We start from the raw sequence: 26175 nt of genomic DNA, 5'->3' as shown, positions 1-26175 counted from the left end.
GACGGCTCGCGGCTCATCGGCTGGCGGGACGGAAAGATCTTTGGCTTCCCATTCTACCGCATGAAGCGCTGGACGGCCCGCAGACGCCCCGGAGCCCCGCCGCGCTGGGTGGACCCATTTTCGGGGTGCGGTGCGCCTCGCGCGCTTCTGGCGCGTTTTTGACGATTTCAGCTCACCCGTAGGTGTCCCGCGGCCCCCTGCCCTGCACCGACCAGCGCCCCCGTTTCCAGCTCGGCCCCACGGGACCGTGGATCTCGAGCCGCGTGACGATCCCCTCCCCCAGCTTGTCCGAGAACTTCCTGATGATCTGGGGTTGGATCAACCGCAGCTGGGTCGCGTAGGCCGTGGAGTCGCAGCGCACGCGCACCACGGTGTCCTCGAAACTCTCGGGCCACGTGTGCTCAGCGTTGCGCGCCCCCACGAGGGACGGCCAGTCCGCGAGCACACTGCTCACGTTCACGGGCGTCTTCCAGCCCCTGTGGGTCATCAGCGCGTCCACCACGGTGGACAGCGCTCGGGGGTCCCGCGCGGAACGCCCCGGTCCCGAGAAGCCCCCGAGCTGCCGCGGATCCACGCCGTAGCGGTCCCGCGCGCGCAATGCCGGGGAGCCCGTTCCCTCCTCCATGGCCGTGGCGAAGGCGCGCATGTTCTTGGCCGCGGCCGCCTTGGACAGGGGCGTGTCCCCGCGGTCGCGGGCGGCCTTCCGGGCCCGTTGCAGGGCCACGGCCGCCGCGTCCACGACGTCGCGATGCACGGGCTCGCTCACGGCTGCTCCGCCTGGGGAGCGTTCTGGTTCCCGCCGGACTCGGGCTCGGCCGACGACGCTGCGCGGTTCCATACCGCCCCCGGCTCCACCTCGATCACCGTGGGCGAGTCCTCGAGCAGCGCCGCGGGTAGGTCCTCGTCCACCGCGGCGGTCACGAGCACCTGCTCGGCCTGCCGCACGAGCTCGGCCAGGCGGCGTCGACGGCGCGCGTCCAGTTCCGCGAACACGTCGTCCAGGATCAGCACGGGCGCCGAACCCCGGGCCGGATCGTCGGCGAGGTGGACATACCACGAGCCCAGGCGGAGGGCCAGGGCCGTGGACCAGGTCTCCCCGTGGGACGCGTAGCCCCTGGCGGGGGTGTCGCCCAGCCGGATCACGAGGTCGTCCCGATGCGGTCCCACCAGGGTGATCCCGCGATCCCGCTCATGACGTGCCATGCGCTCGAAGGCATTCATCATGAGCTCGTAGAGGTCCGTGACCGAGAAGTGTTCGAGCGCTTCCTGATCGGCACCGGGTGCCACGGACGAGCTCTCGTAGCCCAGGGACACGTGCTTGGGTCCGTCCGTGAGCTGTTGGTATGCCCGGTCCACCTCGGGCTCCAAAGCCTTGAGCAACTGCAACCGCGCACCCATCACGGCCGCGCCGGCGCGCGCGAGCTGGTCGTTCCACACCGCGAGCGTCGCACGATCCGAGTCCGAGAACCCCCGGGAGCGCCGCGCCGATTTCAGCAGGGCGTTGCGCTGCTTCAGCGCCCGGTCGTAGTCCGAGCGCGCGGCACCGAGCACCGGCCGCATGGCCGTGGCGAGATCGTCCAGGAACCGCCGCCGGTGGGACGGATCCCCCTTGACCAGGGTCAGGTCCTCCGGGGAGAACAACACGGTGTGCAGGGTCCCCAGGGCCTCACGGGCGCGGACCGGGGCCGCCCGGTTGATCCGCACGCGATTGGCCCGCGCGGCGTTGAGTTCGTACTCGAGGACCGTGCGCTGTCCCCCGCGGTTGACGCGTACCCGGATGATCGCCTGGTCCGATCCTGTGGTGATGAGCGGTCCGTTGCCCGAGACGCGGTGGGAGCCCAGGGTCGCGGCCCAGTCGATCGCCTCCACGATGTTGGTCTTGCCCACACCGTTGGGTCCCACGAACACCGTGAGACCCGGGGCAAGTGGGAGGTCCAGACCGGGGTAGGTCCGGAAGTTGGCGAGCGACAGGTGGTCTACGAACACACGATCACTGGTTGGGCAGACGCACCGGCATGAGCAGGTACTTGTAGTCCACGCTGTCCTCGCCGTCGGGCTCGCTCTGGGCCGAGAGCACGGCCGGCTTCGGAGGGGCCGTGAACGAGAACCGGACGTAGTCGGAGTCGAACGCGTGCAGTCCCTCGGAGAGGTAGGTGGGGTTGAAGGCCACGGTGATGTCGTCCCCGTTGAGCTGGGCGTCCAGAATTTCGGACGCTTGGGCGTCCTCCCCGGTTCCCGCGTCGAGCGCGACCCGGGACTCGCTGAAAGCGAGCCGCACGGGGGTGTTGCGTTCGGCTACGAGGGACACGCGGCGCACCGCTTCCACGAGTTCCGAGGTCTTCACCACGGCGGTGATCGGTGTGTGATCCGGGAACAGCGAGCGGATCTTGGGGTACTCGCCGTCGATCAGCAGGCTCGTGGTGCGTCGTCCGCCGGATTCGAATCCCACGAGTTCCGTGTTCTGAGCGAGCGCGATGTTCACGTCCCCGGAGGATCCCAGGGTCTTGGCGATGTCGTTGAGCGTCTTGGCCTTGATCAGGGCCGCCGTGGAGATCGCGGGATCGGAGGGCCGCCAGGTCAGTTCCCGCATGGCCAGCCGGTAGCGGTCGGTGGCCAGCAGGGTCATCTTCTCGCCCTCGATCTCCATGCGGATACCCGTGAGGATCGGCAGGGTGTCGTCCTTGGACGCCGCGATGTTGACCTGTGCCACGGCGTGCGCGAACTCGTCCCCGGCCACGACGCCGGACAGGTCCGGCAGTCCGGGCAGCTGGGGGTAGTCGTCCACGGGCATGGCCGCGAGGTTGAATTTGGCGGAACGGCACGTGAGGGTGACCTTGCCGCCGTCGGCCTCGAGCTGCACGGGAGCGGAGGGCAGCGAGCGGCAGATGTCCGCGAGTAGACGGCCGGAGACCAGGGTGGTGCCTTCCTCGAGGACGTCCGCGCTGATGGTCAGGCGCGCGGAGATCTCGTAATCGAAGCTTGCGATGGACAGCGAACCGTTCTCCGCCTTGATGAGCAGTCCGGACAACAGGGGGACGGGAGGCCGCGGTGACAGCGAACGGGCAGTCCAGGTGACTGCTTCAGCCAGTACGTCGCGCTCGACCGAGAACTTCACGGGGTGCCCCTCTTTGGTTCGGAACCGAAGTGTTTTGTCTGCATGGTATCCGGCCGCGGGGACGTCATCCGAACCCCCGGATCGTCAGGTTCGGACAGGATCCGCCCGTGGCGGTTCCTGGATTCTTGTAATTACAGAGATCCCGGGGAGCCGTTCGGCCGGGAAGAACCGAATTTTTGTTATTCGGTCGATCTTTTCTTAAGGGGTAGAAGTGTTAATAACCCCTGTGGACTCTGTGGATAACTGCCTGTTCCTCAGGAATCCCGCGGTTCGAGGGTGTTGATCCGGTGTGGACGATTGTGGATTGCCTTGTGCGTGCCGAGTGCACAACTTCCGCGTGATTCCGCGGATTCCACAGGCTCGCCCACCGATGCGCGGCGGTTGTCCACCACCTGTTCTGCGTTGTCCACAGATTTTTCCACACGGCGCTGAACAGGACTGTGCACAGCGCGTCCACACCCCCGAATTTTCCTGTGCACCGTGGGCGGCGAAAGCAGTGGATCTGCGGGCTCGGCCTGTGGACGAATCACAAGAAGAACGGGCCCCCGGAACCGTGTTCCGAGGGCCCGTCTCCGGGTGTCGCGTGATCGGGGCGGGTCTTAGCCCTCGCGCGATTGTTGTTTGATCCGGTTGGTCAGCTCCGTGACCTGATCGAAGATCTGCCGGCGTTCGGCCATGAGCGTGCGGATCTTACGGTCCGCGTGCATGACCGTGGTGTGGTCCCGCCCGCCCAGTTCCTGACCGATCTTGGGCAGGGACATGTCCGTGAGTTCCCGCAACAGGTACATGCCGATCTGGCGCGCGGTCACCAGGGTGCGCGTGCGGGACTTGGACTTCAGCTCGTCCAGGGTGATGTTGAAGAACGCGGCGGTCTGCCCCAGGATCGAGGCCGCGGTGATCTCCTGTCCCCCGTCGTCGGTGATCAGATCCTTCAGCACGAGTTCTGCGAGCGGGAGATCCACCGGTTGCTTGTTGAGGGACGCGAAGGCCGTGACCCGGATCAACGCCCCTTCCAATTCGCGGATGTTGGTGGAGATGTGGGAGGCGATGTACTCCATGACATCGTCCGGGGCGTCCATCCCCTCGCTGATCGCCTTCTTGCGCAGGATCGCGATCCGGGTCTCGAGCTCGGGCGGCTGCACGTCCGTGATCAGTCCCCACTCGAAGCGGGAGCGCATCCGCTCGGCGAAGCCCGTGAGCTGTTTGGGCGGCATGTCCGAGGTGATCACGATCTGCTTCTCGTGATTGTGCAGCGCGTTGAAGGTGTGGAAGAACTCCTCCTGCGTGTGCTCCTTGCCCGCGAGGAACTGGATGTCATCGATCAGCAGCAGGTCCACGTTGCGGTAGATGCCCTTGAAGGACGAGCCCTCGTCGTCGCGGATGGAGTTGATGAAGTCGTTGGTGAACTCCTCCGAGTTCACGTACCGCACGCGCAGTTTGGGATAGAGCCGCTTGGCGTAGTGCCCGATCGCATGCAGCAGGTGGGTCTTGCCGAGCCCCGAATCCCCGTAGATGAACAGCGGGTTATATGCCTTGGCGGGGGTCTCTGCGACCGCGAAGGCTGCGGCGTGGGCGAACCGGTTCGACTGGCCGATCACGAAGGAGTCGAAGACGTACTTGGGGTTCAGTCGGGCGGAACTGTCCCATTCCGAATCCGCCGGGCTGGTGTCCGAACCGTTGCCGGTGCTGAGCACCTCGCGCTGTTGCGGCGCCGGGGGCGCGGCTTCGGGTAGGCGGCGCGGGGGCAGATCGTCGTACTCGCCGGCGCCGTCGCCGGGCTCGGTGGTTGCCAGGCCGGCCGGGGCGCGCGGGACGCTCTCGCCCGACGGCGCATCGCGGCCGGGAGCGGGCTGGAAGGACCCGGGCGTACGTTCGGCTTCGAGCTCGTTGAGCGAGGGGATGGTGCGGTCGGAGGACCGCGCGTCGGTCGCGGCGCGCGTGGTGGGCGGCTGGACCTCGAGCTCGGGGTCCACGACGAATGCCACGAGCGTGTCCGCTCCCAGGACCCGGCCCACGCTCTCGTCCAGGATCTCGGACATGGGGCGGTTCTGTAGGAATTCCCGCGTGGCCTCACTCGGGACCGCGATCAGCAGCGTGGTGCCCATCAGGCCGCGGGGTTCACACACCGCGATGGTCCCGCGTGCCCGTCCCGTGACCCGCGGGTTCTCGTTCATGACGCGGACGCACTCTGCCCATTGCTCGAGCAAAGCCCTGTTGTCCTGCTGCATGAACGACTCCTGACGTGAGATACGGGGAAGCCCCAGTTTTCCACAGACTTGTACACAGCGGTGGATAACCTCGTGGGGGCGGCCGCAAACCTCAGCCTAGAGCATGGTTCCGGGCTCGTCATAGCCCGTTGGAGCCGGTGCACAGAACTACAACTGTGTAGTTCCCACCTGGGGATAACTCGCTCCGGCGGGGTGTGATCCGGCGCTTTTCCACATGCTCCCGGGAGGCGGTGTACACACTTGTGGAGGGACGCGGCCGCCCGTCTGGCAACCCACCGGACCGCCGATCGTAGTGTGCGGCAATTTGACCGGTGTGGCCCTTTTGACTACTGTGAATCAGTCTTGTGCGTGTAGGATTGCGATTTCTGCGCGTCCGCATGCCCCCAAATACGTACCGCGTGCGTCCCCTGTGATCCGTCGCAGTTGGCGCGCCGTTGTCCAACCTCGTGGAGTGACTAATGCCCAAGCGGACTTTCCAGCCCAACAACCGCCGCCGCTCTCGCAAGCACGGCTTCCGTGCTCGCATGCGCACCCGTGCCGGCCGCGCCATCATCGGTGCCCGCCGCAGCAAGGGCCGCGCCAGCCTGTCGGCCTAACTCATCGTCAACTCGCGAGGTTCGCATCGTGCTGCCCACCAGGCATCGGATGCGGACCTCGGCGCAGTTCTCAGACACCGTACGTTCCGGCGCCCGCAGTGGCCGCCGGAACGTCGTCGTATCCGTGCGAAGCACCACGGAGCAGGCGTCCCGCGTGGGGTTCATCGTCTCCAAGGCGGTGGGCAACGCCGTGGTCAGGAATAAGGTTAAGCGCCGCCTGCGTGAACTCGCTGCCGTGACCGTCCGCGAACACCCGGTCGGGCTCGACGTCGTCGTCCGTGCTTTGCCCGCGGCCGCCGCGGCAGGGTGGGACGAACTGGGGCGTGACTACCGCGACGCTCTGCATGCCGCGCTGCGCAAGGCGCGATGACCTCCCCGTTGCGTACGCGGCGGATGCCGTAACGTTGCTTGTACAGAGTCGAGAAGGAGGCCCGCACGTGACATCACGTCCGTCTCCCGAGCAACTCCTCGCGCGCGCGCCGCACGAGTACAACCCCAGCGGTGGCCTCGTGTGCACCATGAAGCATCTTCCGCAGAATCTTTGCATCGCCCTGCTCAAGCTCTACCGCACGATTGTCTCCCCGCTGTACGGAGACGTGTGCCGGTATTTCCCCTCCTGTTCCGCATACGCGTTGGAGGCGTTCACCGTGCACGGTGCGGTGCGCGGACTAGGACTGAGCGTCAGACGTCTGCTGCGCTGCCACCCGTGGGCGGCCGGCGGGATCGATAGGGTCCCGAGCGGCGGTCGGGAGTTCCCCTCCGTGGCCTCGACCCCCAAAATCGTTCTGCTCAACCACCCGACCCTCGTGCGCGACCACGTGCACGACTGCCCGGCCCGTGACGACCACGCGGCTCAAGGAGCCAACGCTCGATGAACTTCTTCGACATTATTCTCTTCCCCTTCAGGTGGATCGTCTCCGCCGTGCTGTGGGTGTTCCACGAACTGTTCACCACCCTCGGGATGGATCCGGCCTCCGGCGTCACCTGGGTGCTGTGCATCGTGGGCCTGACCCTGGTCATGCGTACACTGACCATCCCGCTGTTCCTCAAGCAGATCAAGTCCATGCGCGGCATGCAGGAACTGCAACCGGAGATGGCCAAGCTGCAGGCCAAGTACAAGGGCAAGAAGGACCAGCTCTCCCGCCAGGCCATGGCCGAGGAGCAGATGGCCCTGTACAAGGAACACGGTTCCAACCCGTTCGCGGCGTGCCTGCCGATCATCGTGCAGATGCCCATTTTCTTCGCGCTGTTCCAGGTGCTGCGTTCGGTCCCGCAGGCCGCCCAGAACAACGAGTCCATCCACGTCCTCTCGCCGCAGCTGGTCCACCAGTTCAACGACTCCACGATCTTCGGCGCTCCCCTGTTCTCCACCCTGATGCAGCCGGGTGCGGGCAACCACACGGCCACCATCGTGCTGGCGATCGTCATGATCGTGGCCATGTGTGCCACGCAGTTCATCACGCAGAAGCAGCTGACCGCGCGCAACATGAGCGATGCCGCCAAGGAATCGCCCATGTACCGCCAGCAGCAGATGATGCTCTACCTGTTCCCGCTCATCTTCGCGATCGGTGGCATCAACTTCCCGCTGGGTGTGCTCATCTACTGGACAGTCTCGAATCTGTGGTCCATGGGTCAGCAGTGGTGGGTCATCCGCAACAACCCCACCAAGGGGTCCCAGGCGGAGCGTGAACTCAACGAACGCCGTGCGGCCAAGGGTCTGCCCCCGGTGGGCATGACCAAGAAGGAGCACGAGGAGAAGCTCGAGGAGCAGCGTGAACGCGCGGCAGCGGGCCAGCGTCAGCAGCCCGTGTCCAAGAAGCGCCAGAAGCAACAGGCTAAGAAGAACGGCTGAGAGGTCGCACCCGATGAACGACATCGACGAACAACAGCAGCTGCCCTCGCAGGACGCGTCCTCCGACGCGCAGACCTCCGAGCTCTCCCCCCTCGAGGAGGAGGGTGAGATCGCCGCGGACTACATCGAAGAGCTCCTCGACACCGCGGACATCGACGGCGACATCGACATCGAGGTCCGGGACGGCCGCACGTACGTCTCCGTGGTCGCGGAGGACGGTGACGACTCCCCTTTGCGAGAGCTCGTGGGCGAGAACGGCGAGACGGTCGAGGCGCTGCAGGAGCTCGCGCGGCTGTCCGTCCTCAGCGCCACGCAGCGGCGCAGCCGGTTGATCTTGGACATCGCGGGGCACCGTGACGAGAGAGCCTCGGAGCTGCGCGAGATGGCGCGGGACGCCGTGGCCAAGGTCGAGTCCGAGGGCGGCAGCGTGCACCTGCCCCCGCTATCCCCGTACGAGCGCAAGATCGTCCACGACGCCGTCGCGGACGCCGGTCTGGTCTCGGAGTCCGAGGGCGACGGCGCCGGGCGCCACATCGTGGTCTCGGCGGCTCAGTGACCGTGTCGCGTTCCACCCCGCACCCCGCCGCGTCCGGGCAGGACACGAACGGGTCGGGCGCCGAGGGTGCGTCGCGTCCCGCTCCCGAGCCCCAGCCAGCGCCCGAGCTCGGTGAGCACGAGGCCGCGGCGCGCACGATCTTCGATGACCGCCTCGACCTGGCGCGGCGCTACACGGAGCACCTGGCGTCCTCGGGCATCGTCCGTGGACTGATCGGTCCCCGTGAGGCCCCGCGATTGTGGGAACGTCACGTACTCAACTGCGCGGTGGTGGAGAGCCTGATCCCGCGGAACGCTCACGTCGCGGACGTGGGCTCGGGGGCCGGCCTTCCCGGCCTGTGCCTCGCGATCGCCCGGCCCGATCTGTCCATCACGTTGATCGAGCCGCTGGAGCGCCGTGTCGCGTGGCTCGAGGAGATCGTGGCGGATCTCGGCCTGGACAACGTCCGTGTGCTGCGGGCGCGCGCCGAACAGGCGAAGAACCAGGTGGGCCCGGTGGATGTGGTCACGGCCCGAGCCGTCTCCGCGCTCATTGGTTTGGTGGACATCACCCTGCCGCTGTTGAAGGGTTCCGGTGAGCTGCTCGCGCTCAAGGGACGCTCCGCCCAGGACGAGCTGCGCAAGGCGAGTAAGAAGTTCAATCGTTTCGGGGTCCGGTCCTCGGAGGTCGTGACCGTGGGCGAGAACCTCCTGGAGGAACCCACCACGGTGGTCCGGCTCGTGCTGTGAATCCGTCGTTGCCGGTGCGGCCTTGTCGATAAGCTACTAGGAGCACCGCACCAGTCACGGAAGGGACAGTCGATGACCGAGCCGGAACGGCCCACCGCAGGACGTACCCGTGGACACGACTTCGGATTGCCGCCTGATCCAATTTCGCAAACAAAAAAAGTTGTTCCTGATCGCGGACGCCATGTTTCACGTGAAACAGACGGTCAAGCAGGAGTCACGGCACAAGACGCGGTGGCGGATACCGCCCTGGGGAGGAAACTCGTGGAAGAGAACAAGCGCCGCGCCAAGCTCAAGAACGTGCACCTGGACCGCCCCGGGAGCACGCGCTACATCACCATCAGCAATCAGAAAGGTGGTGTGGGGAAGACCAGCACGTCGGTCAACCTCGCCGTGGCGCTCGCGCAGCAGGGCCAGAACGTGATGGTCGTGGACAACGATCCGCAGGGCAACGCTTCCACCGCACTCGGGATTCCCCACGGTGCGGATGCGGACTCCGTCTATGACGTGCTCATCGACGAGGTGCCGGTGGCCGAGGTGGTCAAGGAGTCCCCCGAGGTGTCCAACCTGTGGGTCCTCCCGGCCACCATCGACCTTGCCGGTGCCGAGATCGAACTTGTGTCCGTGGTGGCTCGTGAACAGCGATTGCAGCGGGCTCTGGCGGAGTACGCGACGTCGCGCGAGGAGCAAGGACTCCCCCGACTCGACTACGTGTTCATCGACTGCCCGCCCAGTCTCGGTCTGCTCACGATCAACGCGTTCGTCGCGGCGACGGAGGTACTGATCCCCATCCAGTGCGAGTACTACGCGCTCGAAGGGCTGAGCCAGCTGCTCAACAACATCGCCATGATCCAGAAGCACTTGAATCCGAAGCTCGTCGTGTCCTCCATCCTGCTGACGATGTACGACGGGCGGACGAACCTGGCGTCGCAGGTGGCCGACGAAGTCCGGCAGCACTTCCCCCGGGAGGTCATGGAGACCATGATCCCCCGGTCGGTTCGTGTCTCGGAGGCACCGAGTTATCAGCAGAGCGTCATCACCTACGACCCCAGTTCCACCGGAGCGCTGTCGTACCTGGAGGCTGCGGCGGAACTGGCCAGCCGCGGATCCGGTGCGGCCGAGTAGGCATCTCCGATACCGCGAACAATGCAGCCCCTGTCTGCGTAGTTGGAGCTGGCGGGCGCCAGGTCGCAAAACGCTGCGCTAATAGATCTTTCCATCATGACCCGGATGTTTCACGTGAAACATCCGAGGCAATCTGATGTCAGGCGCACGGTTACCGCCGGTGAATAGGTCATATGAACGATCCGTTCTTGACTACGATGGATACACCATCACCACCGGGAGGAATTCATCGTGGCAGAACGACGTCGTGGTCTCGGGCGCGGTTTAGGCGCTCTCATCCCCAGCGGGGACGCCAAGGAGCAAACGACACCGCCGGCGGTCGACCCTGGGGAGACCGCAGGTAGTGGCAAGCAGTCCTCTCGAAGCGGCGCGACCGAGACCCCCGGTCGGAGCTCGTCTCGTAAAGCCGGTACTGCCAAGGGGGTACGGGCGACCCTCGCCTTGAAGTCTGCCGACGAGGATCGCCAGGAGGCAACTCCACGGGCGACGGCAACCCCTAAGAAGACCGCGACGAAGAGCAACAAGACCGAGGCATCAGGCGCCGACGCTGAGGCAGCTGGTAAGAAAGCCGGCCCGACCGGTGACGGCAATAGAGGTGGAACCTCAGTGCGTCGGTCGTCGCGATCGACTAAAACGGGGGAAGCGGGCTCCGAAAAGGGTGCGGGCACTAAGCCGGACGCGGCCAAGTCTAAGACGCAGGTGAGTACGACCAAAAACGACGCCAATGCCGCCGGGTCACGCTCCGACGATGTTTCACGTGAAACATCCGATTCCCCGCAGGCTCCGGCATCACGTGGAAGCAAGTCACCACGGACCCGGAGGGACATGGGCCAGGCCCTACGCAGTACAACGAATGTGCGCCGCCCGGTGGACATGTTCTTCCTGCCATCGAGTGATGACGAAGAAACTGATGCGGAAAACGCTGACGACTTTTCGCGTGCCGACGAAATCCGTGACTCTTCGGGGTCCGGAGAGGTGACCTCCTCGAGTACAGCGGATGGGTCGCACCAGGAGACCGTGAGCAATACACCCACGAATGCCGGTCAGGGGAATCAGCAGGTAAAGTCCGGCTCTGCCGACGTTTCACGTGAAACATCGGTCCAATCTTCTACCACGTGGAACATAGCGCCTCCTTCCGCCTTCTCCGATGGTGCTGCGGACACCGTCGGAGAGCATATCCCCGCGGCGGATGTCATCGCGTCACAGCGGGAGGTCGTGCCTGCCGAACACTCTGCCCAGGAAGACCTGCAGAGCGTCCCCGGAGCCACCTTCGCGGAGATCTCGGTCACGGACATCCACCCCAACCGCAAACAGCCGCGCCAGGACTTCGATGAGGACGAGCTCACCGAGCTCGCCTTCTCGGTGAAGGAACTCGGTGTTCTGCAGCCCATCGTCGTGCGTCCCAGTCATGAGGGGGGAGAGCAGAAGTACGAGCTCGTCATGGGCGAACGGCGTTGGCGAGCCGTCCAGGAGGCCGGTCTGGCCGTCATCCCGGCCATCATCCGGGATACAGCGGACGATGATCTCCTGCGGGACGCCCTGCTGGAAAACCTGCACCGGGCTCAGCTCAACCCCCTTGAAGAAGCCGCCGCGTACCAGCAGCTCATGGAGGAGTTCGGGGCCACTCAGGAGCAGCTCTCGGAACGGATCGGACGCTCCCGGCCGCAGATCTCCAACACCCTGCGCCTCCTCCGACTCCCGGCGCTCGTGCAGCGTCGCGTGGCCGCGGGGGTACTGAGCTCGGGACATGCGCGTGCACTGTTGGCGCTGACGGATCCCGCCGAGATGGAGCGGGCCGCCCAGCGGATCGTGGCGGAGGGGCTGTCAGTGCGCGCCACCGAGGAGCTCGTCGCCCTCTCCGACGGTCTCAAGCGACACTCGACCAAGCGGAAGACCCCCGCAACCCGCCACGATGACCGACTGGGTTACATCGCAGATGCCTTCTCCGACAAGTTGGACACGAGCGTGAAGATCCAGCTCGGTGCGCGCAAGGGCAAAATGACGATCGAGTTCGCATCGGTCGAGGACCTCAACCGCATCATCGACGTGCTGGACCCCAAGCTGGACGCGAACTGAGCTTTCACACCCACGAATAAGGGCCGCGATGTTTCACGTGAAACATCGCGGCCCTTATTCCATCACCTCAACAGATCAGCCGGGCGATCGAGTGTCAGCAGCAAGGCGATCAGCCTTGTCTCCAACGAATCGCCATCGCCCCATGATGAGGTGCGTTCAGCCGTCCCTACGGTAATAGTCCTGGATGTCCGCCAGGCTCATGGTTCCCGTGGCGGTGGGTTCCGGAGTGGACGCCAGGACGCGCTGGAGACCACACAGAAGCGCCTCCGCCAAACGGGCGCGGTACTCACCGCTCCGCAGTCGGGAGGCCTCATCCTCGTTCGAAAGGTATCCCAGATCGACCCACGCCGCCGCGGTACGGACCTCACGGAGTGCGCTCCACTGCCGTGCATGGCTCCCTAGGTCCAGGGCACCCGTGCGGGCCACCAGCTCACGCAGGATCATGTCCGACGCGAGCTGACCCACGGGGGAGTACGCCTGACGTGTGTCCGGTGCACCCCAGAAGAAGGTGGCCACACCCTGGGCCAGGGGCGAGGAGTTCCAGTCACACTGCAGGGTGAGCACAAGGGCGTCGTCGGGGAGGACCTCGGGGACCTCTGGGACGCTCCCGTCCGAGTCCTCCGGTCCAGCACTTGACGATGAAGCGCCGGCGCCTTGGGTTGCTGCGATCACGGGCTTGGCGCCTACCGCGCGGAGAAGGTCGCGGGTGCGCTGCGCGACGTCGAGGGTGATAGCATCCTGATCCGCGGCGAACGAATCCGGGGCCCCGGCTGGGGACACCTGAGGACCGGCAGCGGAGGGAACCAGGAGCACCAGGCGATCACGGAGGGCCTCCTGGAGGCTCTCCAGCCGGTGGTGATCTCGTAGGGAGAAGGCCTTGGCCGAGGTGATCTTCTTGCGCACGCGAGCCAGTCCGGAGAGGGTATCGAGACCCACGGTGCCGTCACTCGGGACACCCAGGCTGTGTTGGAGTTCCTTCACGGCGTACTCGGTCTGGCGGTTGAACACCGCATCCAGGTGCCCGTAGTAGAAACCCAACAGCGAAAGGTTGTCCTGTAGCTCTTCGACGTCGTCGCCGTGCAACGGGGCCACCTCGTCGAAGAACAGTGGACGGTCACCCAGCCTGTACTGGGCGTCGTTGAGTGCTGCCTCGGTCTCCGGACCGACCACGCCGTCCACAATGAGCCCCTTGCGCTGCTGGAACACCCGCACGGCGTGGTCCACACGGTCGTCGAAGACCGTGGGGTCCGGCACGATGTCGCCGGCCAAGGGTAGGTCTTCGCCCCCTGCTCTGACGAGGCGTTCCCTGAGACCCGTGATGCGGCGGTCGGTCATACCCTGTCTGAGCGCGGCTCCGGGGGTGGATGGCGGCACGTGGTCTCCCTGGGGTCGGCGAGCCACTCCCACGGTGTGGTTCGCACACTGCAATTGGGTTCGAGAAAACCCGGGCCCGCGCACGTAAGTGATGCGGGCCCGGGTCGGATGTGTCACGCGGAGGGGTTGAGGTAGTCCCCGAATTCCTTCTCGAGCGCGGACTTGGGCTTGGCGCCGATCGAGGTCTTGGCGACCTCGCCGTTCGCGAAGAGGTACACCGCGGGGATCGACGTGATGCCGTACTGGGAGGCGATCGCGGGGTTGTCGTCCACGTTGACCTTCACCACGTCCACGTGATCCGCGTGCTCCGCGGCGATCGCGTCCAGCACGGGTCCGAGTTGGCGGCAAGGACCGCACCACTCGGCCCAGAAGTCCACGATGGTGGGCTTGGAGTTCTCGAGCACCTCGGCCTTGAAGTTGGCGTCGGTGACGTCCTTTGCAGAGCTCATGTGTGGTTCCTTTCGATGGGTTTCCCCGCTCGGTCGCCGAATCGTTCCGGCGGTTCCGGGCGGGAGTGGGTTGTCGGGTGGGTTCGGATCAGCTGTCGAGGGCCGCGAGGTAGTGCTCCACGTCCACCGCGGCAACACAGCCCGAGCCCGCGGCGGTGATCGCCTGGCGGTAGGTCGCGTCCACAACGTCGCCGGCGGCGAAGACACCGGCCAGCGAGGTCGTGGAGCTGCGCCCGTCCACGGCGATCGTGTTGTCCACCGTCAACTCGAGCTGATCCTTCACGAGTCCTACGCGGGGGTCCGAGCCGATGGCCACGAACAGACCGGTCACGGCCAGCTCAGAGGCCTCACCCGTGACGGTGTCCTCCAGGGCCAGGGACTCCACCTTGTCCGCGCCCTGGATCCCCGTGACCTTGGTGTTCCAGAGGATCTCGATCTTGGGGTCGTCGAACGCGCGCTGCTGCATGATCTCGGACGCACGGAACCGGTCCCGGCGGTGGATCAGGGTCACCTTGTCCGCGAACTTGGTCAGGAACGTGGCCTCCTCGATCGCGGAGTCACCGCCGCCCACCACCGCGATGTTCTGCTTCTTGAAGAAGAACCCGTCGCACGTGGCACACCACGACACACCGTGGCCGGAGAGCCGTTCCTCGTCCTCGAGACCGAGCTTGCGGTATTCGGAACCGGTGGAGATGATGACCGCGCGGGCGCGCAGCACGGTCCCGTCCTCCATGGTCACGGTCTTGATCTCTCCGTCGAGTTCCGCGGAGACGACGTCCTCGTAGCGGATGTCCGCCCCGAAGCGCTCGGCCTGCTGCTGCATGTTGTTCATCAGGTCTGGGCCCATGATGCCGTCGATGAACCCCGGGTAGTTCTCCACGTCCGTGGTGTTCATGAGTTCACCACCGGCGGTCACGGACCCGGCCAGCACCACGGGGTTGAGGTTTGCGCGCGCCGTATAGATGGCGGCGGTGTACCCCGCGGGACCGGAACCCACGATGACGACGTCGTGAACGGCGTCGTCCGCGGAGGTGGTGCGGGCGTCCTCAGACGCAGCGGAGGCCTCCGCCGCGCCGCCGACCTTGAGGTTCACAGCATTCGCGAAAATGCCGGGCTGATTGCTCACTGGTACGAAACCTTTCCACGAGTCACCGCGTGTGCGGATGTCAACTACACCCAAGAACGTGGGGAGTACCGCCAGATATTCCGTTCGGCGGCGTCACCGGGTTCAGCGCACGGACAGTTCGCTGATCCGCAAGCCGTACGGGTAGCCGCCGATGGGATTGTTCAGTCGCGGCAATTCGTTCCACACCACCAGGACGTACCGGTGCGGGTCGTTCTGCGCGGCCTCGGAGAGCGGGACGCTGACCTGCGGCCCGGTGAACGAGCCCGTGCCCACTTGTTGCGCGCCGTCGAGCGACGGGCTGTCCGAGACGTACACCGTGAACTGTCCGCCGGTGCCACCGTCCTGCTGGATCGTGAGTTCCCGGACGGGTGCGGGGTCCTGCAGCTGCGCGGCGAGTCCCACGTACTGGACTAGGTTGCCGAACTGGGAGTTCGAGAAACCGTAGCTCAGCCACGAGGTCCCCGGGTTGCCGTCCGTGGCCTGGCCCAGCGTGGCGTCCGTGTCGGTCATGAAGTTCGGGTCCTGGGTCACCCGCGTGACCGTCCCGACCTGCGGTGTGGCGGCCGGGCTCGGCGTGTTCGACGCCGCGGGGGAGCCCGCGGGCCCGCTCGGCGCTGCGTTCTCCTGCGGGGCCCCGCCCTGTCCGAACTGCCCGGTGAGCGCACCGAGCCCGCGGAAGCCCAGCACGATCGCCGCGATCAGCACGATGATCAGTAACAACAGCAACAGCCACCGCAGCGGACCCTTGCGGGATCGTTCGGTGGAGCCGGGCCGGGCGCCACCCGCGCCCGCCGGATCAGCGGCATGCTCGCGTTCGGCGGCGTGGGCGGTGCGTGCGGCTGCGCCGCCGGCCCCGGGCTCCCTCGCCCCGTCCGCGGTGCGCGCCGCTGCGGTGTCCGTCCCCGCGGGGGAGTGCCCTGCGGATGCGTTCGCCGACGACGCCGCTGCCGCACCCGCGATCCCGCCCGCCGCCGCGGTGGTCGCCGCGGCGTTCATCATCCCGACCCCGGCGGCATGGGCCGTACCCACGCTCTCGGCGGACGCGGCGGCATCCGAACCACCGGCGGCCGTCCTGGCCGGGGCGGCGGGATCGTCCAGGGGAGCAGCGTCGTCGTCCGATGCCGAAGCATGCCCGGCCGCTGCACCGGAGGGCGGTGCGACCGTGCGGATGGCCGCGGTGCCGTCGTGAGCGGCGTCGTCATCGCGGGCCGAGCGAGGCGCGGAGGGCTGTTCATCCAGGCGCCCAGGCTTGCCCTCGGTCCGTTCGTAGCTCTCGTAGCGGTTGTCGCCGTCGTAGGTGGGATCGATTGCCTCGGCCGACGTCGCTGCGGTCGCCCCGGCGGCAGCGCCCCGGGTGGCTGCGCGGTCGAACATCGTGGAGCGCACGGCGTCGGGCCGGACCTTGCGCGCGAAGCCGAGCTTGTTGCGCACGGACGGGGCGGCGGGGGCGTCGTCGTAATCGTCGTAGTCGTAGGCGTTCCAGCGCGTGACGGCGGGGCGCGCCGAGGGTTCAGGATCCCGGGAGACGGTCTCCTGCGGCTGTGTGGGGTCCGGCTCCTCGTAGATGTAGGCGGAGGAGGCGGCCGAGCGGGAGTCCCCGAAGATGTCGTCGGAGAGGGAGTAGTCGTCGGCGCCGTCGTCCTGGACCAGCAGCGCGTCCAACAGGTCCGCGGTGGGTGCATAGGAGGTGACCAGGTAGGTGGAGTCCTCGGTCTGACCCATGTCCAGGACCTGGAAGCCGCTGTGCCCGGCGCCGGCGGCCAGGGAACGCGCGTTGTCCACGAGCAGTGACTCGTGAGCCGGGGAGGGCACCAGGATTGAGACCCTGCGGCGCAGGATCTGGTCCTCGCCCTGGAGCACGTGATCGTTTTCGGCGGTGCTCAGCAGGGACGCGGTGACCTTGTAACGGCCCCCCAGAACGGCTCCAAGCGCAATGGGCTGGGACACGGTGGCTCCCTCTGGTAATCGGGCGCCACGGGGGTCGCACGGGCGCGAGAACGATCTTTCGGGCAGTCTACCGGCCGAGTTTGGCGCGCAGCGGGGCCAGCAAACCCGTGAACTCCTGGACCCGGAACAGCTTCAGGGCCACGGCGTACACGGCGGCCATCACGAGCCCGCCCACGGCCAGGCTGATCAGGGCTGCTGCCTGATTACCCCATGGGAAACCGTCGGTGCGGTACCCGCCGAGCAACCACAGCGTCACGACTCCCGCCACGCCCGCGACGAGCGAGGCTGCCAGGATGCGCACGTGACTGCTCACGATCCGGGACAGGCCGTAGTCCCCGATCCGCCGCGTGAGGGCGTAGTGGTAGATCACCGTGGCCAGCACGTTCTGGATGGCGTAACAGGCCGCGACGGCGAACACCATGTGCTCGGGCGGAAAGACCCGGGCGATCAGCACGGCGGCGATCACGGTGAAGACGGACACCCCCAGCTGCACGAGGAACGGGGTGCGCGCGTCCTCCTGGGCGTAGAACGCGCGGCCCAGCATGAACGCGGTGGACATGAACGGCGCGCCGATGGCGATCACCGTGATGACCTGACCGATCACCGCGCCCGCGGCGGGAACACCACCGGAGAACAGCATGCCCAGCGGACCCGCGTACATGATCAGGGCGACCATGCAGAACACGGTGGCCACACCGGTGACCCGCAGGCTCGAGGACAGGGATGAGACCAGGGAGTCACGGTCCTTCTCGGACGCCGCGGCCGCCATGCGGTTGAACAACACGGTGGCGATGGACAGCCCGATCACCCCGTGGGGCAACGCGTAGAGCATGGTGGCCTGGTCCAGGACGGCCGTACCCGCGATGGGGGGCGCCCCACCCGGGCCGGACGCGATGTCCGCCCGGGCACCCGTGGGGATCGCCGCGGTGCGGTACAGGGCCATGAACGCGAGGTTGGCGATCACGCCGGTGGCGAGCGTCCAGCCGCCCAGGCGCGCCGCGGTGGACAGCCCGATCCCGCGCCACCCGAAGCGCGGGCGGATCCGCAGTCCCAGCCGGGCGAGCGGCCAGAACAGGATGAAGGCCTGCGCGGCGACACCCACCGTGGCCATGACCACGAGCCAGAAGGTCTGGGCGGAGCTCCAGTTCTCGAGGGTGTGCGGGTTGGTGCGGAACGGACCGAACTGCTGGATGAAGACCAGCAGGGCGGCAATCGCGATGACGTTGTTGAGCACCGGGGCCCACATGTACGCACCGAACGCACCCTTGGCGTTGAGCACCTGACCCACGACCGTGTAGAGGCCGTAGAAGAAGATCTGGGGGAACGTGATCAGCGCGAACGTGGTGCCCATGGCCAGCTGGGCGTCCGACCACCCCGGGCCCATGAGATTCATGATGGGGCGCACCAACAGCACGACCGCCGCGGTGATCACCAACAGCGCGATCACGGCGAGTGTGATCAGCCGGGAGATGTAATCGGCGCCCTCGTCCTGCGCCTTGGACGCCTTGATGATCTGCGGCACCAGCACCGCGTTGAACACCCCACCCGCGATCAGCACGTAGATCAGGTTGGGCAGTGTGTTGGCCAGCTGGAACACGTCCGCCATGGTCGCGGCGGAACCGATGGCCACCGTGATCAGGAACGTCTTGACGAACCCCAGGATGCGGGACACCAGGGTCCCGGAGGCCATGATCGCGCTGGAGCGCGCACCGGACTTCTGCATGGATCAAGGCCTCCTGCGCGGGGGGACGGGCCGGGTACGGCGCACGACGGATCGGACGGGACAGCCTACAACTGGTGAATGATGTATTCCCGGGCGATGTCCGCGATGCGCCGCTCGTTGGGGAAGGACAACTTCCGGCCGAGGGCGTCGATCCCGGACCACGCTACATCCACGGCCTCGTGGTCGGGGTCGTTCTCCGTGGTCAGGAATCCGCCGATGGCCTCCAGCAGGAAATGGTGGACGGTCTTGTGCACGCGGTGTCCGGAGACCGTGAACCAGTAGTCGATGCTGCCCAGCGGGGAGAGCACGCGGCCCATGATTCCGGTTTCCTCCTCTATCTCCCGCACGGCGGCTTCCTCGTTGGTCTCCTCGCCCTCGGGATGACCCTTGGGAAGGCACCACTCGAGCCGTCCACCGCGGTTGATCCGAGCAATGATGGCCACCGGATGCGTGGGATCGGACAGGTCCACCACGATCCCACCGGCCGACACCTCTTCCACCGTGGGCAGCGCGGAGACCGGTTGGTTCGGTCGCCTCTTGGGCGCGCTGGGTACGGGGAAAGCCATGCCATCTACCTTAGCGACATTCCCGGGACACTCCCTGATATGGGTCCGGCGGCGGTCCGTCCGCCGCGGTCGAGAGCGGTTGTACCGCCGCGGGCCCGACGACGCCCGCTCCGGTCGGGCCGGCCGGGCCGGCCGACGGCACATTCCGCTCGCACCCGCCGACGCAGACGCCGCCCCGAGCCGGCCGACGGCGCTCGCCGTGATGCGATAATGACGCTCATCATGACGCAGTTGCTGGACACCTCCTCACTTCACCCCGTTTCCCACGAACTGGGGCGCCTCTTCGACAGCGCCGGATACGAGCTGTCCCTGGTGGGCGGGCCCGTACGCGACCTCCTGCTGGGCCGGGACGCGCTGGACCTGGACTTCACCACGAACGCGAGCCCCGGTCAGACCCTCGAGCTGATCCGAGACTGGGCGGATGCACACTGGGAGATCGGCCGGGAATTCGGGACCATCGGGATGCACAAGTCCGGCATGCAGCTGGAGGTCACCACCTACCGCGCCGAGGCGTACGACCCCGATTCCCGCAAGCCCACCGTGGCCTTCGGGGACGATCTGACCGAAGACCTGCGACGCCGCGACTTCACCGTCAACGCCATGGCCCTGCGGTTGCCGGGCATGGAGCTCGTGGACCCGTTCGGCGGGATCAAGGACCTGCACGCCGGTGTGCTGCGCACCCCCGGGACCCCGGAGGATTCGTTCACGGACGATCCCCTGCGCATGATGCGTGCCGCGCGGTTCAGCTCCCAGTTGGGTCTAACCGTGGCGGAGCCCGTGCGGGAGGCCATGACCGCGATGGCCGAGCGGATCGAGATCGTCTCCGCCGAACGGGTGCGCGAGGAACTGGTCAAGCTGATCTGCGGCGCCCATCCCCGCCGGGGCACCGAACTCATGGTGGACACGGGACTCGCGCAGATCGTGCTCCCGGAGGTGCCCGCGCTGCAGCTGGAGACCGACGAGGCGCATCATCACAAGGACGTCTACCAACATTCCCTCACGGTCATGGAACAGGCCGCGGAGAAGGAGACCGGTCCGGACGGCCCTGTGCCCGCCCCGGACTTCGTGTTGCGCTTCGCGGCGCTCATGCATGACGTGGGCAAACCCGCCACGCGCCGCTTCGAATCCTCCGGGGCCGTGAGCTTCCGGCACCACGAGGTGGTGGGGGCCAAGCTCACGCGCAAGCGGATGAAGGCGCTGCGCTTCGACAATGACACGATCAAGCGGGTCACTCGCCTTGTGGAACTGCATATGCGTTTCTACGGATATGGTGACGCCGACTGGACCGATTCCGCGGTGCGCCGGTACGTGCGGGACGCGGGGGACGAACTCGAGCGGCTGCACCGGCTCACCCGCTCGGACGTCACGACCCGCAACAAGCGCAAGGCCTCCCGGCTCGCCCGGCACTACGACGAGCTCGAACACCGCATCGACCAGCTCGCCGAGCAGGAACAGCTGGACGCCGTCCGGCCCGAGCTGGACGGCCAGCAGATCATGGCGATCCTGGGCATCCCGCCCGGGCCCCAGGTGGGCCGCGCGTACAAATTCCTCTTGGAGATGCGTCTGGACGAGGGCGCCGTGGGGGAGGACGTGGCACGCGAGCGCCTCGTGTCCTGGGCGCGTGAGAAGGGCGTCATCGACTCCTGACGGAGAGGGCCACGCCGAGGTACCGCAGCGGAACACTCGCGCCATGACGCGTGGACTCCCCGCCCCCGTGGAACACTGACAGCATCCGTACCCGCGTTCCGAGGAGATCCCGCATGAGCCTGGAAGGTGCGCGCAACAGATCGGGAGGCAATGCCGGTCTGATGCTGCTGGGCCTCGGCCTGTACACGGTCATGATGGCCTACCTGTTGCGCATCCCGTGCCGGGTACCGGACTGGAACATGGCCCAGCAGGTTCCCGAGCTGTGTGCCACGGTGATCGGCACCGGGGATCTCAGTGTGCGCTCGTCGGACGTGGCCGGGGGGTTCTTCACCGGGGGTCCCACGGGGGATCAGCCGGTGCTCGTGGGGATGATCACCACGATCATCGGGTGGTTCGCCTCCAACCTGACCTCCCTGCTAGGTCTGGACGTGGGGGAGGGCTTCTACCTGGACCTCTCCCTGATCCTTCTGGCCCTCGTGTGGTTGGCCATCGTGGGCGTGGTCTCCTCGCTGAGCGGCAACCGGCGCTCCGACGCCCTGGTCATGGCGTTGGCCCCCGTAATCGTACTCGTGGGATTCCAGTCCTGGGACCTGTGGGCCGTGCTGTTCATGATGCTCGCCCTGCTGGGCTACGTACGCGGGAACCCGGCGCTCGCGGGGATCATGGTGGGCTTCGGTGCCTCCGTGGCGTTCTTCCCCGTGGTGGTGCTGCTCGCGATCCTGATCATGGCCGCGCGTCACCGGTTCCTCAAGGACATCCTCTCCGCGTTCATCTGGGCCGTGGTCGCGTGGGCCCTGATCAACGGGACGTACATGATCACGGCGTGGGACCGCTGGCGGGCCCAGTTCGGGGACATGGTGCGCTCCGACACCGAACAACCCTCGCTGTGGAACGTGTGGAGCTCCACCGTTGAACCGCGCACCGGGGTGTCCCTGGGAACCGGCGCGGACGGTCAGTACGTCCTGCTGAGCATGATCCTGTCGCTCGTGTTCGTGCTCCTGATCGCGCTGCTCAGCACGCGGGAGCCCTCGGCCGTGCAGATCACGTTCCTGTTGCTCGCGCTCTACATCCTGTTGGCCAAGGAGTACTCCCTGACCTACGTGGTGTGGCTCGTGCCCCTCGTCATCCTGTGCCGTCGCAACTGGATCGAGTTCGGGCTGTGGCAGGTGGTGGAAGTGCTCTACTGGGCCACCGTGGTGCTGCCGGCCTCGGCATGGCCCACCCTGCCGTGGGTCGAGGAATTCGGCTGGAGCGCCCAAGATATATTGGCCGTAGTACGTTATGTCTTTCTCATCTATCTGGTGGTGGCGGTCGTGGTGGACATGTTCCGGGGACGCAAGGCTGCGGCGCTCGGCGCGTCCGCGGTCCAGTAAGAACCCGGCATGGCACCGCGCGACTCCGAGACCCTCGCTCGTCTGAGGCTGCCGTCCTGGCGTTCCCTCCGCCTACCCCTGTTGCTCGTGCTGGTGTTCGTCGCGGTCGCGTCCACCGTGTGGGCCGCGCTCGCCAACTACTTCCTGGTCTCGCGGGATCCCGAGGCTCCCGTGGGCAGGTACCTGGGGTACCTCGAGGGCGGCAGTTCCCGTCAGGTCCTCGCACCGTTGTTGATCGGCGGGGACCGCCCCCTGGCCCAGCTGCTGTCCAACGGGGTGTACCGGGATGCCGCAAACCGCCCGCAGGGCCACGACTTCGTGGGGGTCCAGAATCACGGGGAACATGCCGCGGTGGGGGTGGACATCCACCTGGGGGACGGTTCCACCGTGCACCGTGAGTACACGGTCGAGAAGGTGGCGTCCTGGGGCCCCTTCAACGACTCGTGGCGATTGGTGGAACGCGACAACGCCATTGTGGACGTCCGACTGCCCGCGGCGGTGGACGCGGCGTCCGTCAACGGCAACAAGGTGCGTCCGAACGGTTCCGGGCTCTTCCCCACGGACCCTTCCGATCCCGGGTCACCCGCGCGCACGTGGCAGTTCGAGGGCCTGCCCGGGGTCTACGACATCGCGATGCCCGAGGACTCGTATCTCCTGGCCAGCGAACATGCCTCCGCGGAAATATCCATGAGCGATCCCCGGTCCGCCGCGGTCGAACTGGACTTCACGGCGTCGCCGCGCATGTGGGAGGGCGCGGAGCGGGCTGTTCAGGACGCCGTGGGCCAATGTGAACGCGTGCTGCGCTTCGACGCTGCGCAGTGCCCGCTGCCCGCGCAGTTGGGAGGCGGGCCCGCGGCGTCACCCTCCGCTTCGCCCAGCGCTTCACCCACCGGAGCTCCCACGGAGGTCCCGCCGGGCGTGTCCAACATTCGGTGGGAACTGCAGTCCCGCCCGTCACTGCTCCTGGCACAGGATGACGACGATCCCCTGGCCTTCCACGCCGTGCGGTTCCGCCCCGCGGTGGCCACCGTGACCTGGCTGCAGAACGGGCGGCAGCACTCGGAGACCGTGGGCTTCGGGATCGACGTGACGGCCCGGACCAACGGTGAGGACCTGGACACGGACGTGCAGTTGCGCTCAACGCTGACCGAGCGGGAGAGGGCCAGCCAGCGCGCCTAGGATGGGAGCGGTTGCCTCAAGGCAACCGGGGAGTGGAAAAGGGGTTCATCATGGCCGACGAACCGGAGTACTACACGGCACAACCGCTACCGCGCCGCGACGAGCCGTCCCGCGGCTACGGCCAGGGCGCCGGCTTCGGCCCCGCAGGCACCGTGCCCGGGTGGGGTCACCAGCGCCCCGTCGGTCAGCCGGTCAACGTCAACGTGGTGGGCGGCAGGTCCATCGTGCTGGCCTATGTCCTGTGGTTCTTCCTGGGCAACTTCGGCGTCCACAAGTTCTACCTGGCCCAGCCTTTCCAAGGGATCTTCTACCTGGTGCTCTCCGCGATCGGGTGGCTCACCGTGGGGATCCTGATCGGCTGGTTCTTCCTGGGTCTGTTGTGGTTGCTCATGCTGATCGACCTGTTCGTGATCCCTCTGCGCGTGGGCGCGCTCAACGCTCGATTGGCCCGACGCGTCGGTGGCTACTGAGCCCCCGTTGTAGTAAAGTGGGGAAGTCTGTGTGCCGTGCGCCGATCGCTGCCGGCACCGACATACGCACAGAACCTCCTGCTGCGGAAGGACCGCAGCCGCTTAGCCCGAAGGAGGTGGGTTCTTTACATGCGTGAATACGAACTGATGGTCATCCTCAACCCCGAGGTGGAGGAGCGCGCCGTCGAGCCGACCCTCAAGAAGTTCCTCGAGGTCGTCACCAAGGAGAACGGCACCGTCGACAAGCTCGACATCTGGGGCCGTCGTCGTCTGGCCTACGAGATCCAGAAGAAGTCCGAGGGGATCTACGCCGTGGTGAACTTCACCGCCGAGCCGCAGACCGCCAAGGAACTGGACCGCGTGCTGAGCCTCAACGAGGCCGTGATGCGCACCAAGATCATCCGTCCGGAAGAGCAGAAGATCCACGGCAAGTGAGGTGAGCGTGCGGCCCACCCGGGCTGCACAGCACGCACTCACCGCGGGCTCGTGAGAGTCCCCGTGAGATGCTTTTCACCCCACTGAGTCTCGCATCCAGCGTCCACAGAATCCGGAGGTTCACATGGCTGGCGACACCGTCATTACAGTGATCGGAAATCTGACTGCAGACCCCGAATTGCGCTTCACGCCGTCCGGAGCCGCCGTGGCCAACTTCACCGTTGCGTCCACCCCGCGCGCCTTCGACCGGCAGAGCAACGAATGGAAGGATCAGGAGACCCTTTTCATGCGTTGCTCGGTGTGGCGCGAGGCTGCCGAGAACGTGGCGGAGTCCCTGACCAAGGGAACCCGCGTAATCGTCCAGGGTCGGCTCAAGGCACGCTCGTACGAGACCAAGGAAGGGGAGCGCCGCACCAGCACCGAGCTGGAAGTGGACGAGATCGGCCCCTCCATGAGGTACGCGACCGCCAAGATCAACCGGAACTCGCGCGGCGGAGGCAACTCCTACGGCGGGAACCAAGGCTTCGGCGGCGCTCAGGGCGGTTTCAACGACAACCAGGGTGGCGGCTTCGGCGGCAACCAGGGTGGTGGCAACCCCGGCGGTGGCAACCAGGGCGGCGGGTTCAACGGGAACCAGGGCGGCCGCGGGGGCCAGCAACCGCGTCAGCAGGGCAACGATCCCTGGGGTCAGTCCTCCGGTGGGAACTACGACTGGGGAACCGGCGCCGAGGACGAGCCCCCCTTCTAAACACAACCATTCCAACCCATCCCGCAGGTACGCCTGCGGGCTCCGCACCAGAAAAGGAGCACCACGATGGCCAAGGCTGAAATTCGCAAGCCGAAACCGAAGCAGAACCCGCTCAAGGCGGCCGACGTCACCGAGATCGACTACAAGGACGTCGCCTTGCTGCGTAAGTTCATCTCCGATCGCGGCAAGATCCGCGCTCGCCGCGTGACCGGCGTGTCCGTTCAGGAGCAGCGCAAGATCGCCCAGGCGATCAAGAACGCTCGTGAAGTGGCACTGCTGCCCTACTCCGGCGCCGGCCGCTGATCAGAGAGGACTGAGAATTCATGGCAAAGATCATTTTGACCCAGGAAGTCTCCGGGCTCGGTTCCGCGGGTGACGTGGTGGACGTGAAGAACGGCTACGCCCGTAACTTCCTGTTCCCCCGCGGCTTCGCGACTCCGTGGACCCGCGGCGCCGAGAAGCAGATCGACTCCATCAAGCAGGCTCGTGCGGCCCGTGAGCTGTCTTCCCTCGAGGACGCCCAGGCTCTCGCCGCCAAGCTGACCTCCACCACCCTGACCGTCCCGGTCAAGTCCGGTGCCGAGGGTCGCTTGTTCGGTACGGTCCGCGCCGGGGACATCGCCTCCGCGGTCGAGACCGCCGGTCTGGGTTCCATCGACAAGCGTCGCGTGGACCTGACCCAGCGCATCAAGACCACCGGCGTGTACCAGGCCGTGATCCACCTGCACGAGGACGTCAACGCGAACGTGGAGTTCGAGGTCGTCCCCGCCTGATCGCACCTCGAGTGCATCCGGGCCCCTGAGCTGTTCGCGGGCCTCGCGGGTGATGTATGAGAACCCCGTGGAACGCTCGTTCCACGGGGTTC

26 protein-coding genes are annotated in these 26175 nt (G+C 66.6%); 16 read left to right on the top strand and 10 right to left on the bottom strand.

Going from position 1 to position 26175, the window contains the following annotated elements; translation table 11 throughout:
* Positions 1 to 172 precede the first annotated feature (172 nt).
* The 4 genes from RF650_RS01905 to dnaA form a co-directional block, all read right to left on the bottom strand.
* The gene (locus RF650_RS01905; RefSeq protein ID WP_368813915.1) at positions 173 to 766 is read right to left on the bottom strand and encodes a DUF721 domain-containing protein; all 594 of its coding nucleotides are present in this window, start codon (positions 764 to 766) and stop codon (positions 173 to 175) included.
* The gene (gene recF / locus RF650_RS01900; RefSeq protein ID WP_312918263.1) at positions 763 to 1986 is read right to left on the bottom strand and encodes a DNA replication/repair protein RecF; all 1224 of its coding nucleotides are present in this window, start codon (positions 1984 to 1986) and stop codon (positions 763 to 765) included. Before recF ends, RF650_RS01905 begins: the two co-directional genes overlap by 4 nt.
* 4 nt (positions 1987 to 1990) lie before the next feature.
* Entirely contained in the window at positions 1991 to 3115 is a 1125-nt protein-coding gene (gene dnaN / locus RF650_RS01895; RefSeq protein ID WP_206399049.1) for a DNA polymerase III subunit beta, read from the bottom strand.
* Positions 3116 to 3714: 599 nt separating this feature from the next.
* Complete coding sequence (gene dnaA, locus RF650_RS01890; RefSeq protein WP_368813914.1) at positions 3715 to 5343, bottom strand: chromosomal replication initiator protein DnaA; 1629 nt, start codon at positions 5341 to 5343, stop codon at positions 3715 to 3717.
* 458 nt (positions 5344 to 5801) lie between these two features.
* Here dnaA and rpmH point away from each other — a divergent pair, with 458 nt between their 5' ends.
* The 8 genes from rpmH to RF650_RS01850 all read left to right on the top strand — a co-directional run bounded on the left by rpmH (position 5802) and on the right by RF650_RS01850 (position 12273).
* Complete coding sequence (gene rpmH, locus RF650_RS01885) at positions 5802 to 5939, top strand: 50S ribosomal protein L34 (RefSeq protein ID WP_035962803.1); 138 nt, start codon at positions 5802 to 5804, stop codon at positions 5937 to 5939.
* 28 nt (positions 5940 to 5967) lie between these two features.
* The gene (gene rnpA, locus RF650_RS01880) at positions 5968 to 6309 is read left to right on the top strand and encodes a ribonuclease P protein component (RefSeq protein ID WP_368813913.1); all 342 of its coding nucleotides are present in this window, start codon (positions 5968 to 5970) and stop codon (positions 6307 to 6309) included.
* Between the two features lie 67 nt (positions 6310 to 6376).
* A complete protein-coding gene (gene yidD / locus RF650_RS01875; RefSeq protein ID WP_368813912.1) occupies positions 6377 to 6814 on the top strand; it encodes a membrane protein insertion efficiency factor YidD in 438 nt (145 codons plus the stop codon).
* Positions 6811 to 7791, top strand: a complete 981-nt coding sequence (gene yidC, locus RF650_RS01870) for a membrane protein insertase YidC (protein WP_368813911.1) — start codon at positions 6811 to 6813, stop codon at positions 7789 to 7791. Before yidD ends, yidC begins: the two co-directional genes overlap by 4 nt.
* 13 nt (positions 7792 to 7804) lie before the next feature.
* Positions 7805 to 8347 (top strand): protein jag, encoded by a 543-nt coding sequence (locus RF650_RS01865; RefSeq protein WP_368813910.1) that lies wholly within the window; start codon positions 7805 to 7807, stop codon positions 8345 to 8347.
* Positions 8348 to 8484: 137 nt separating this feature from the next.
* Complete coding sequence (rsmG, locus tag RF650_RS01860) at positions 8485 to 9075, top strand: 16S rRNA (guanine(527)-N(7))-methyltransferase RsmG (protein WP_368814037.1); 591 nt, start codon at positions 8485 to 8487, stop codon at positions 9073 to 9075.
* Between the two features lie 72 nt (positions 9076 to 9147).
* A complete protein-coding gene (locus RF650_RS01855) occupies positions 9148 to 10197 on the top strand; it encodes a ParA family protein (RefSeq protein WP_368813909.1) in 1050 nt (349 codons plus the stop codon).
* A gap of 825 nt (positions 10198 to 11022) precedes the next feature.
* Entirely contained in the window at positions 11023 to 12273 is a 1251-nt protein-coding gene (locus tag RF650_RS01850; protein WP_368813908.1) for a ParB/RepB/Spo0J family partition protein, read from the top strand.
* A gap of 156 nt (positions 12274 to 12429) precedes the next feature.
* Here RF650_RS01850 and RF650_RS01845 read toward each other — a convergent pair whose 3' ends face one another.
* The 6 genes from RF650_RS01845 to RF650_RS01820 form a co-directional block, all read right to left on the bottom strand.
* Complete coding sequence (locus RF650_RS01845) at positions 12430 to 13542, bottom strand: peptidoglycan-binding protein (protein WP_368813907.1); 1113 nt, start codon at positions 13540 to 13542, stop codon at positions 12430 to 12432.
* A gap of 218 nt (positions 13543 to 13760) precedes the next feature.
* Positions 13761 to 14096 (bottom strand): thioredoxin, encoded by a 336-nt coding sequence (gene trxA / locus RF650_RS01840; RefSeq protein ID WP_085107233.1) that lies wholly within the window; start codon positions 14094 to 14096, stop codon positions 13761 to 13763.
* A gap of 88 nt (positions 14097 to 14184) precedes the next feature.
* The gene (gene trxB, locus RF650_RS01835; protein ID WP_131333828.1) at positions 14185 to 15222 is read right to left on the bottom strand and encodes a thioredoxin-disulfide reductase; all 1038 of its coding nucleotides are present in this window, start codon (positions 15220 to 15222) and stop codon (positions 14185 to 14187) included.
* A gap of 102 nt (positions 15223 to 15324) precedes the next feature.
* Positions 15325 to 17169, bottom strand: a complete 1845-nt coding sequence (locus RF650_RS01830) for a hypothetical protein (RefSeq protein WP_368813906.1) — start codon at positions 17167 to 17169, stop codon at positions 15325 to 15327.
* A 67-nt stretch (positions 17170 to 17236) separates the two neighbouring features.
* Positions 17237 to 18892, bottom strand: a complete 1656-nt coding sequence (murJ, locus tag RF650_RS01825) for a murein biosynthesis integral membrane protein MurJ (protein ID WP_318541332.1) — start codon at positions 18890 to 18892, stop codon at positions 17237 to 17239.
* A gap of 65 nt (positions 18893 to 18957) precedes the next feature.
* Positions 18958 to 19458: an NUDIX hydrolase gene (locus RF650_RS01820; RefSeq protein ID WP_064845478.1), complete on the bottom strand. Its 501-nt coding sequence runs from the start codon at positions 19456 to 19458 to the stop codon at positions 18958 to 18960.
* A 222-nt stretch (positions 19459 to 19680) separates the two neighbouring features.
* On the opposite strand from RF650_RS01820, the gene RF650_RS01815 reads away from it, so the two are divergent.
* From RF650_RS01815 to rplI, 8 genes are all read left to right on the top strand, one after another.
* Entirely contained in the window at positions 19681 to 21105 is a 1425-nt protein-coding gene (locus RF650_RS01815; RefSeq protein WP_368813905.1) for a CCA tRNA nucleotidyltransferase, read from the top strand.
* Positions 21106 to 21218: 113 nt separating this feature from the next.
* Positions 21219 to 22478 (top strand): glycosyltransferase 87 family protein, encoded by a 1260-nt coding sequence (locus RF650_RS01810; RefSeq protein WP_368813904.1) that lies wholly within the window; start codon positions 21219 to 21221, stop codon positions 22476 to 22478.
* Positions 22479 to 22487: 9 nt separating this feature from the next.
* Positions 22488 to 23657 (top strand): hypothetical protein, encoded by a 1170-nt coding sequence (locus RF650_RS01805; protein ID WP_368813903.1) that lies wholly within the window; start codon positions 22488 to 22490, stop codon positions 23655 to 23657.
* 50 nt (positions 23658 to 23707) lie between these two features.
* The gene (locus RF650_RS01800) at positions 23708 to 24127 is read left to right on the top strand and encodes a TM2 domain-containing protein (RefSeq protein WP_082943174.1); all 420 of its coding nucleotides are present in this window, start codon (positions 23708 to 23710) and stop codon (positions 24125 to 24127) included.
* A gap of 129 nt (positions 24128 to 24256) precedes the next feature.
* Positions 24257 to 24562 (top strand): 30S ribosomal protein S6, encoded by a 306-nt coding sequence (gene rpsF, locus RF650_RS01795; RefSeq protein WP_012399407.1) that lies wholly within the window; start codon positions 24257 to 24259, stop codon positions 24560 to 24562.
* A 124-nt stretch (positions 24563 to 24686) separates the two neighbouring features.
* Positions 24687 to 25310, top strand: coding sequence for a single-stranded DNA-binding protein (locus RF650_RS01790; protein ID WP_085107252.1), 624 nt, complete (start codon positions 24687 to 24689; stop codon positions 25308 to 25310).
* Between the two features lie 66 nt (positions 25311 to 25376).
* Complete coding sequence (rpsR, locus tag RF650_RS01785; protein WP_012399405.1) at positions 25377 to 25613, top strand: 30S ribosomal protein S18; 237 nt, start codon at positions 25377 to 25379, stop codon at positions 25611 to 25613.
* 20 nt (positions 25614 to 25633) lie between these two features.
* Entirely contained in the window at positions 25634 to 26083 is a 450-nt protein-coding gene (gene rplI / locus RF650_RS01780; protein WP_035962847.1) for a 50S ribosomal protein L9, read from the top strand.
* Positions 26084 to 26175 lie beyond the last annotated feature (92 nt).

The sequence above is a fragment of the Kocuria sp. CPCC 205297 genome, assembly GCF_040981035.1.
GTDB classification, from domain to species: domain Bacteria; phylum Actinomycetota; class Actinomycetes; order Actinomycetales; family Micrococcaceae; genus Kocuria; species Kocuria marina.
Note: the sequence above shows the minus strand (reverse complement) of the source record. Positions and strands in the feature narration are given on the sequence as shown.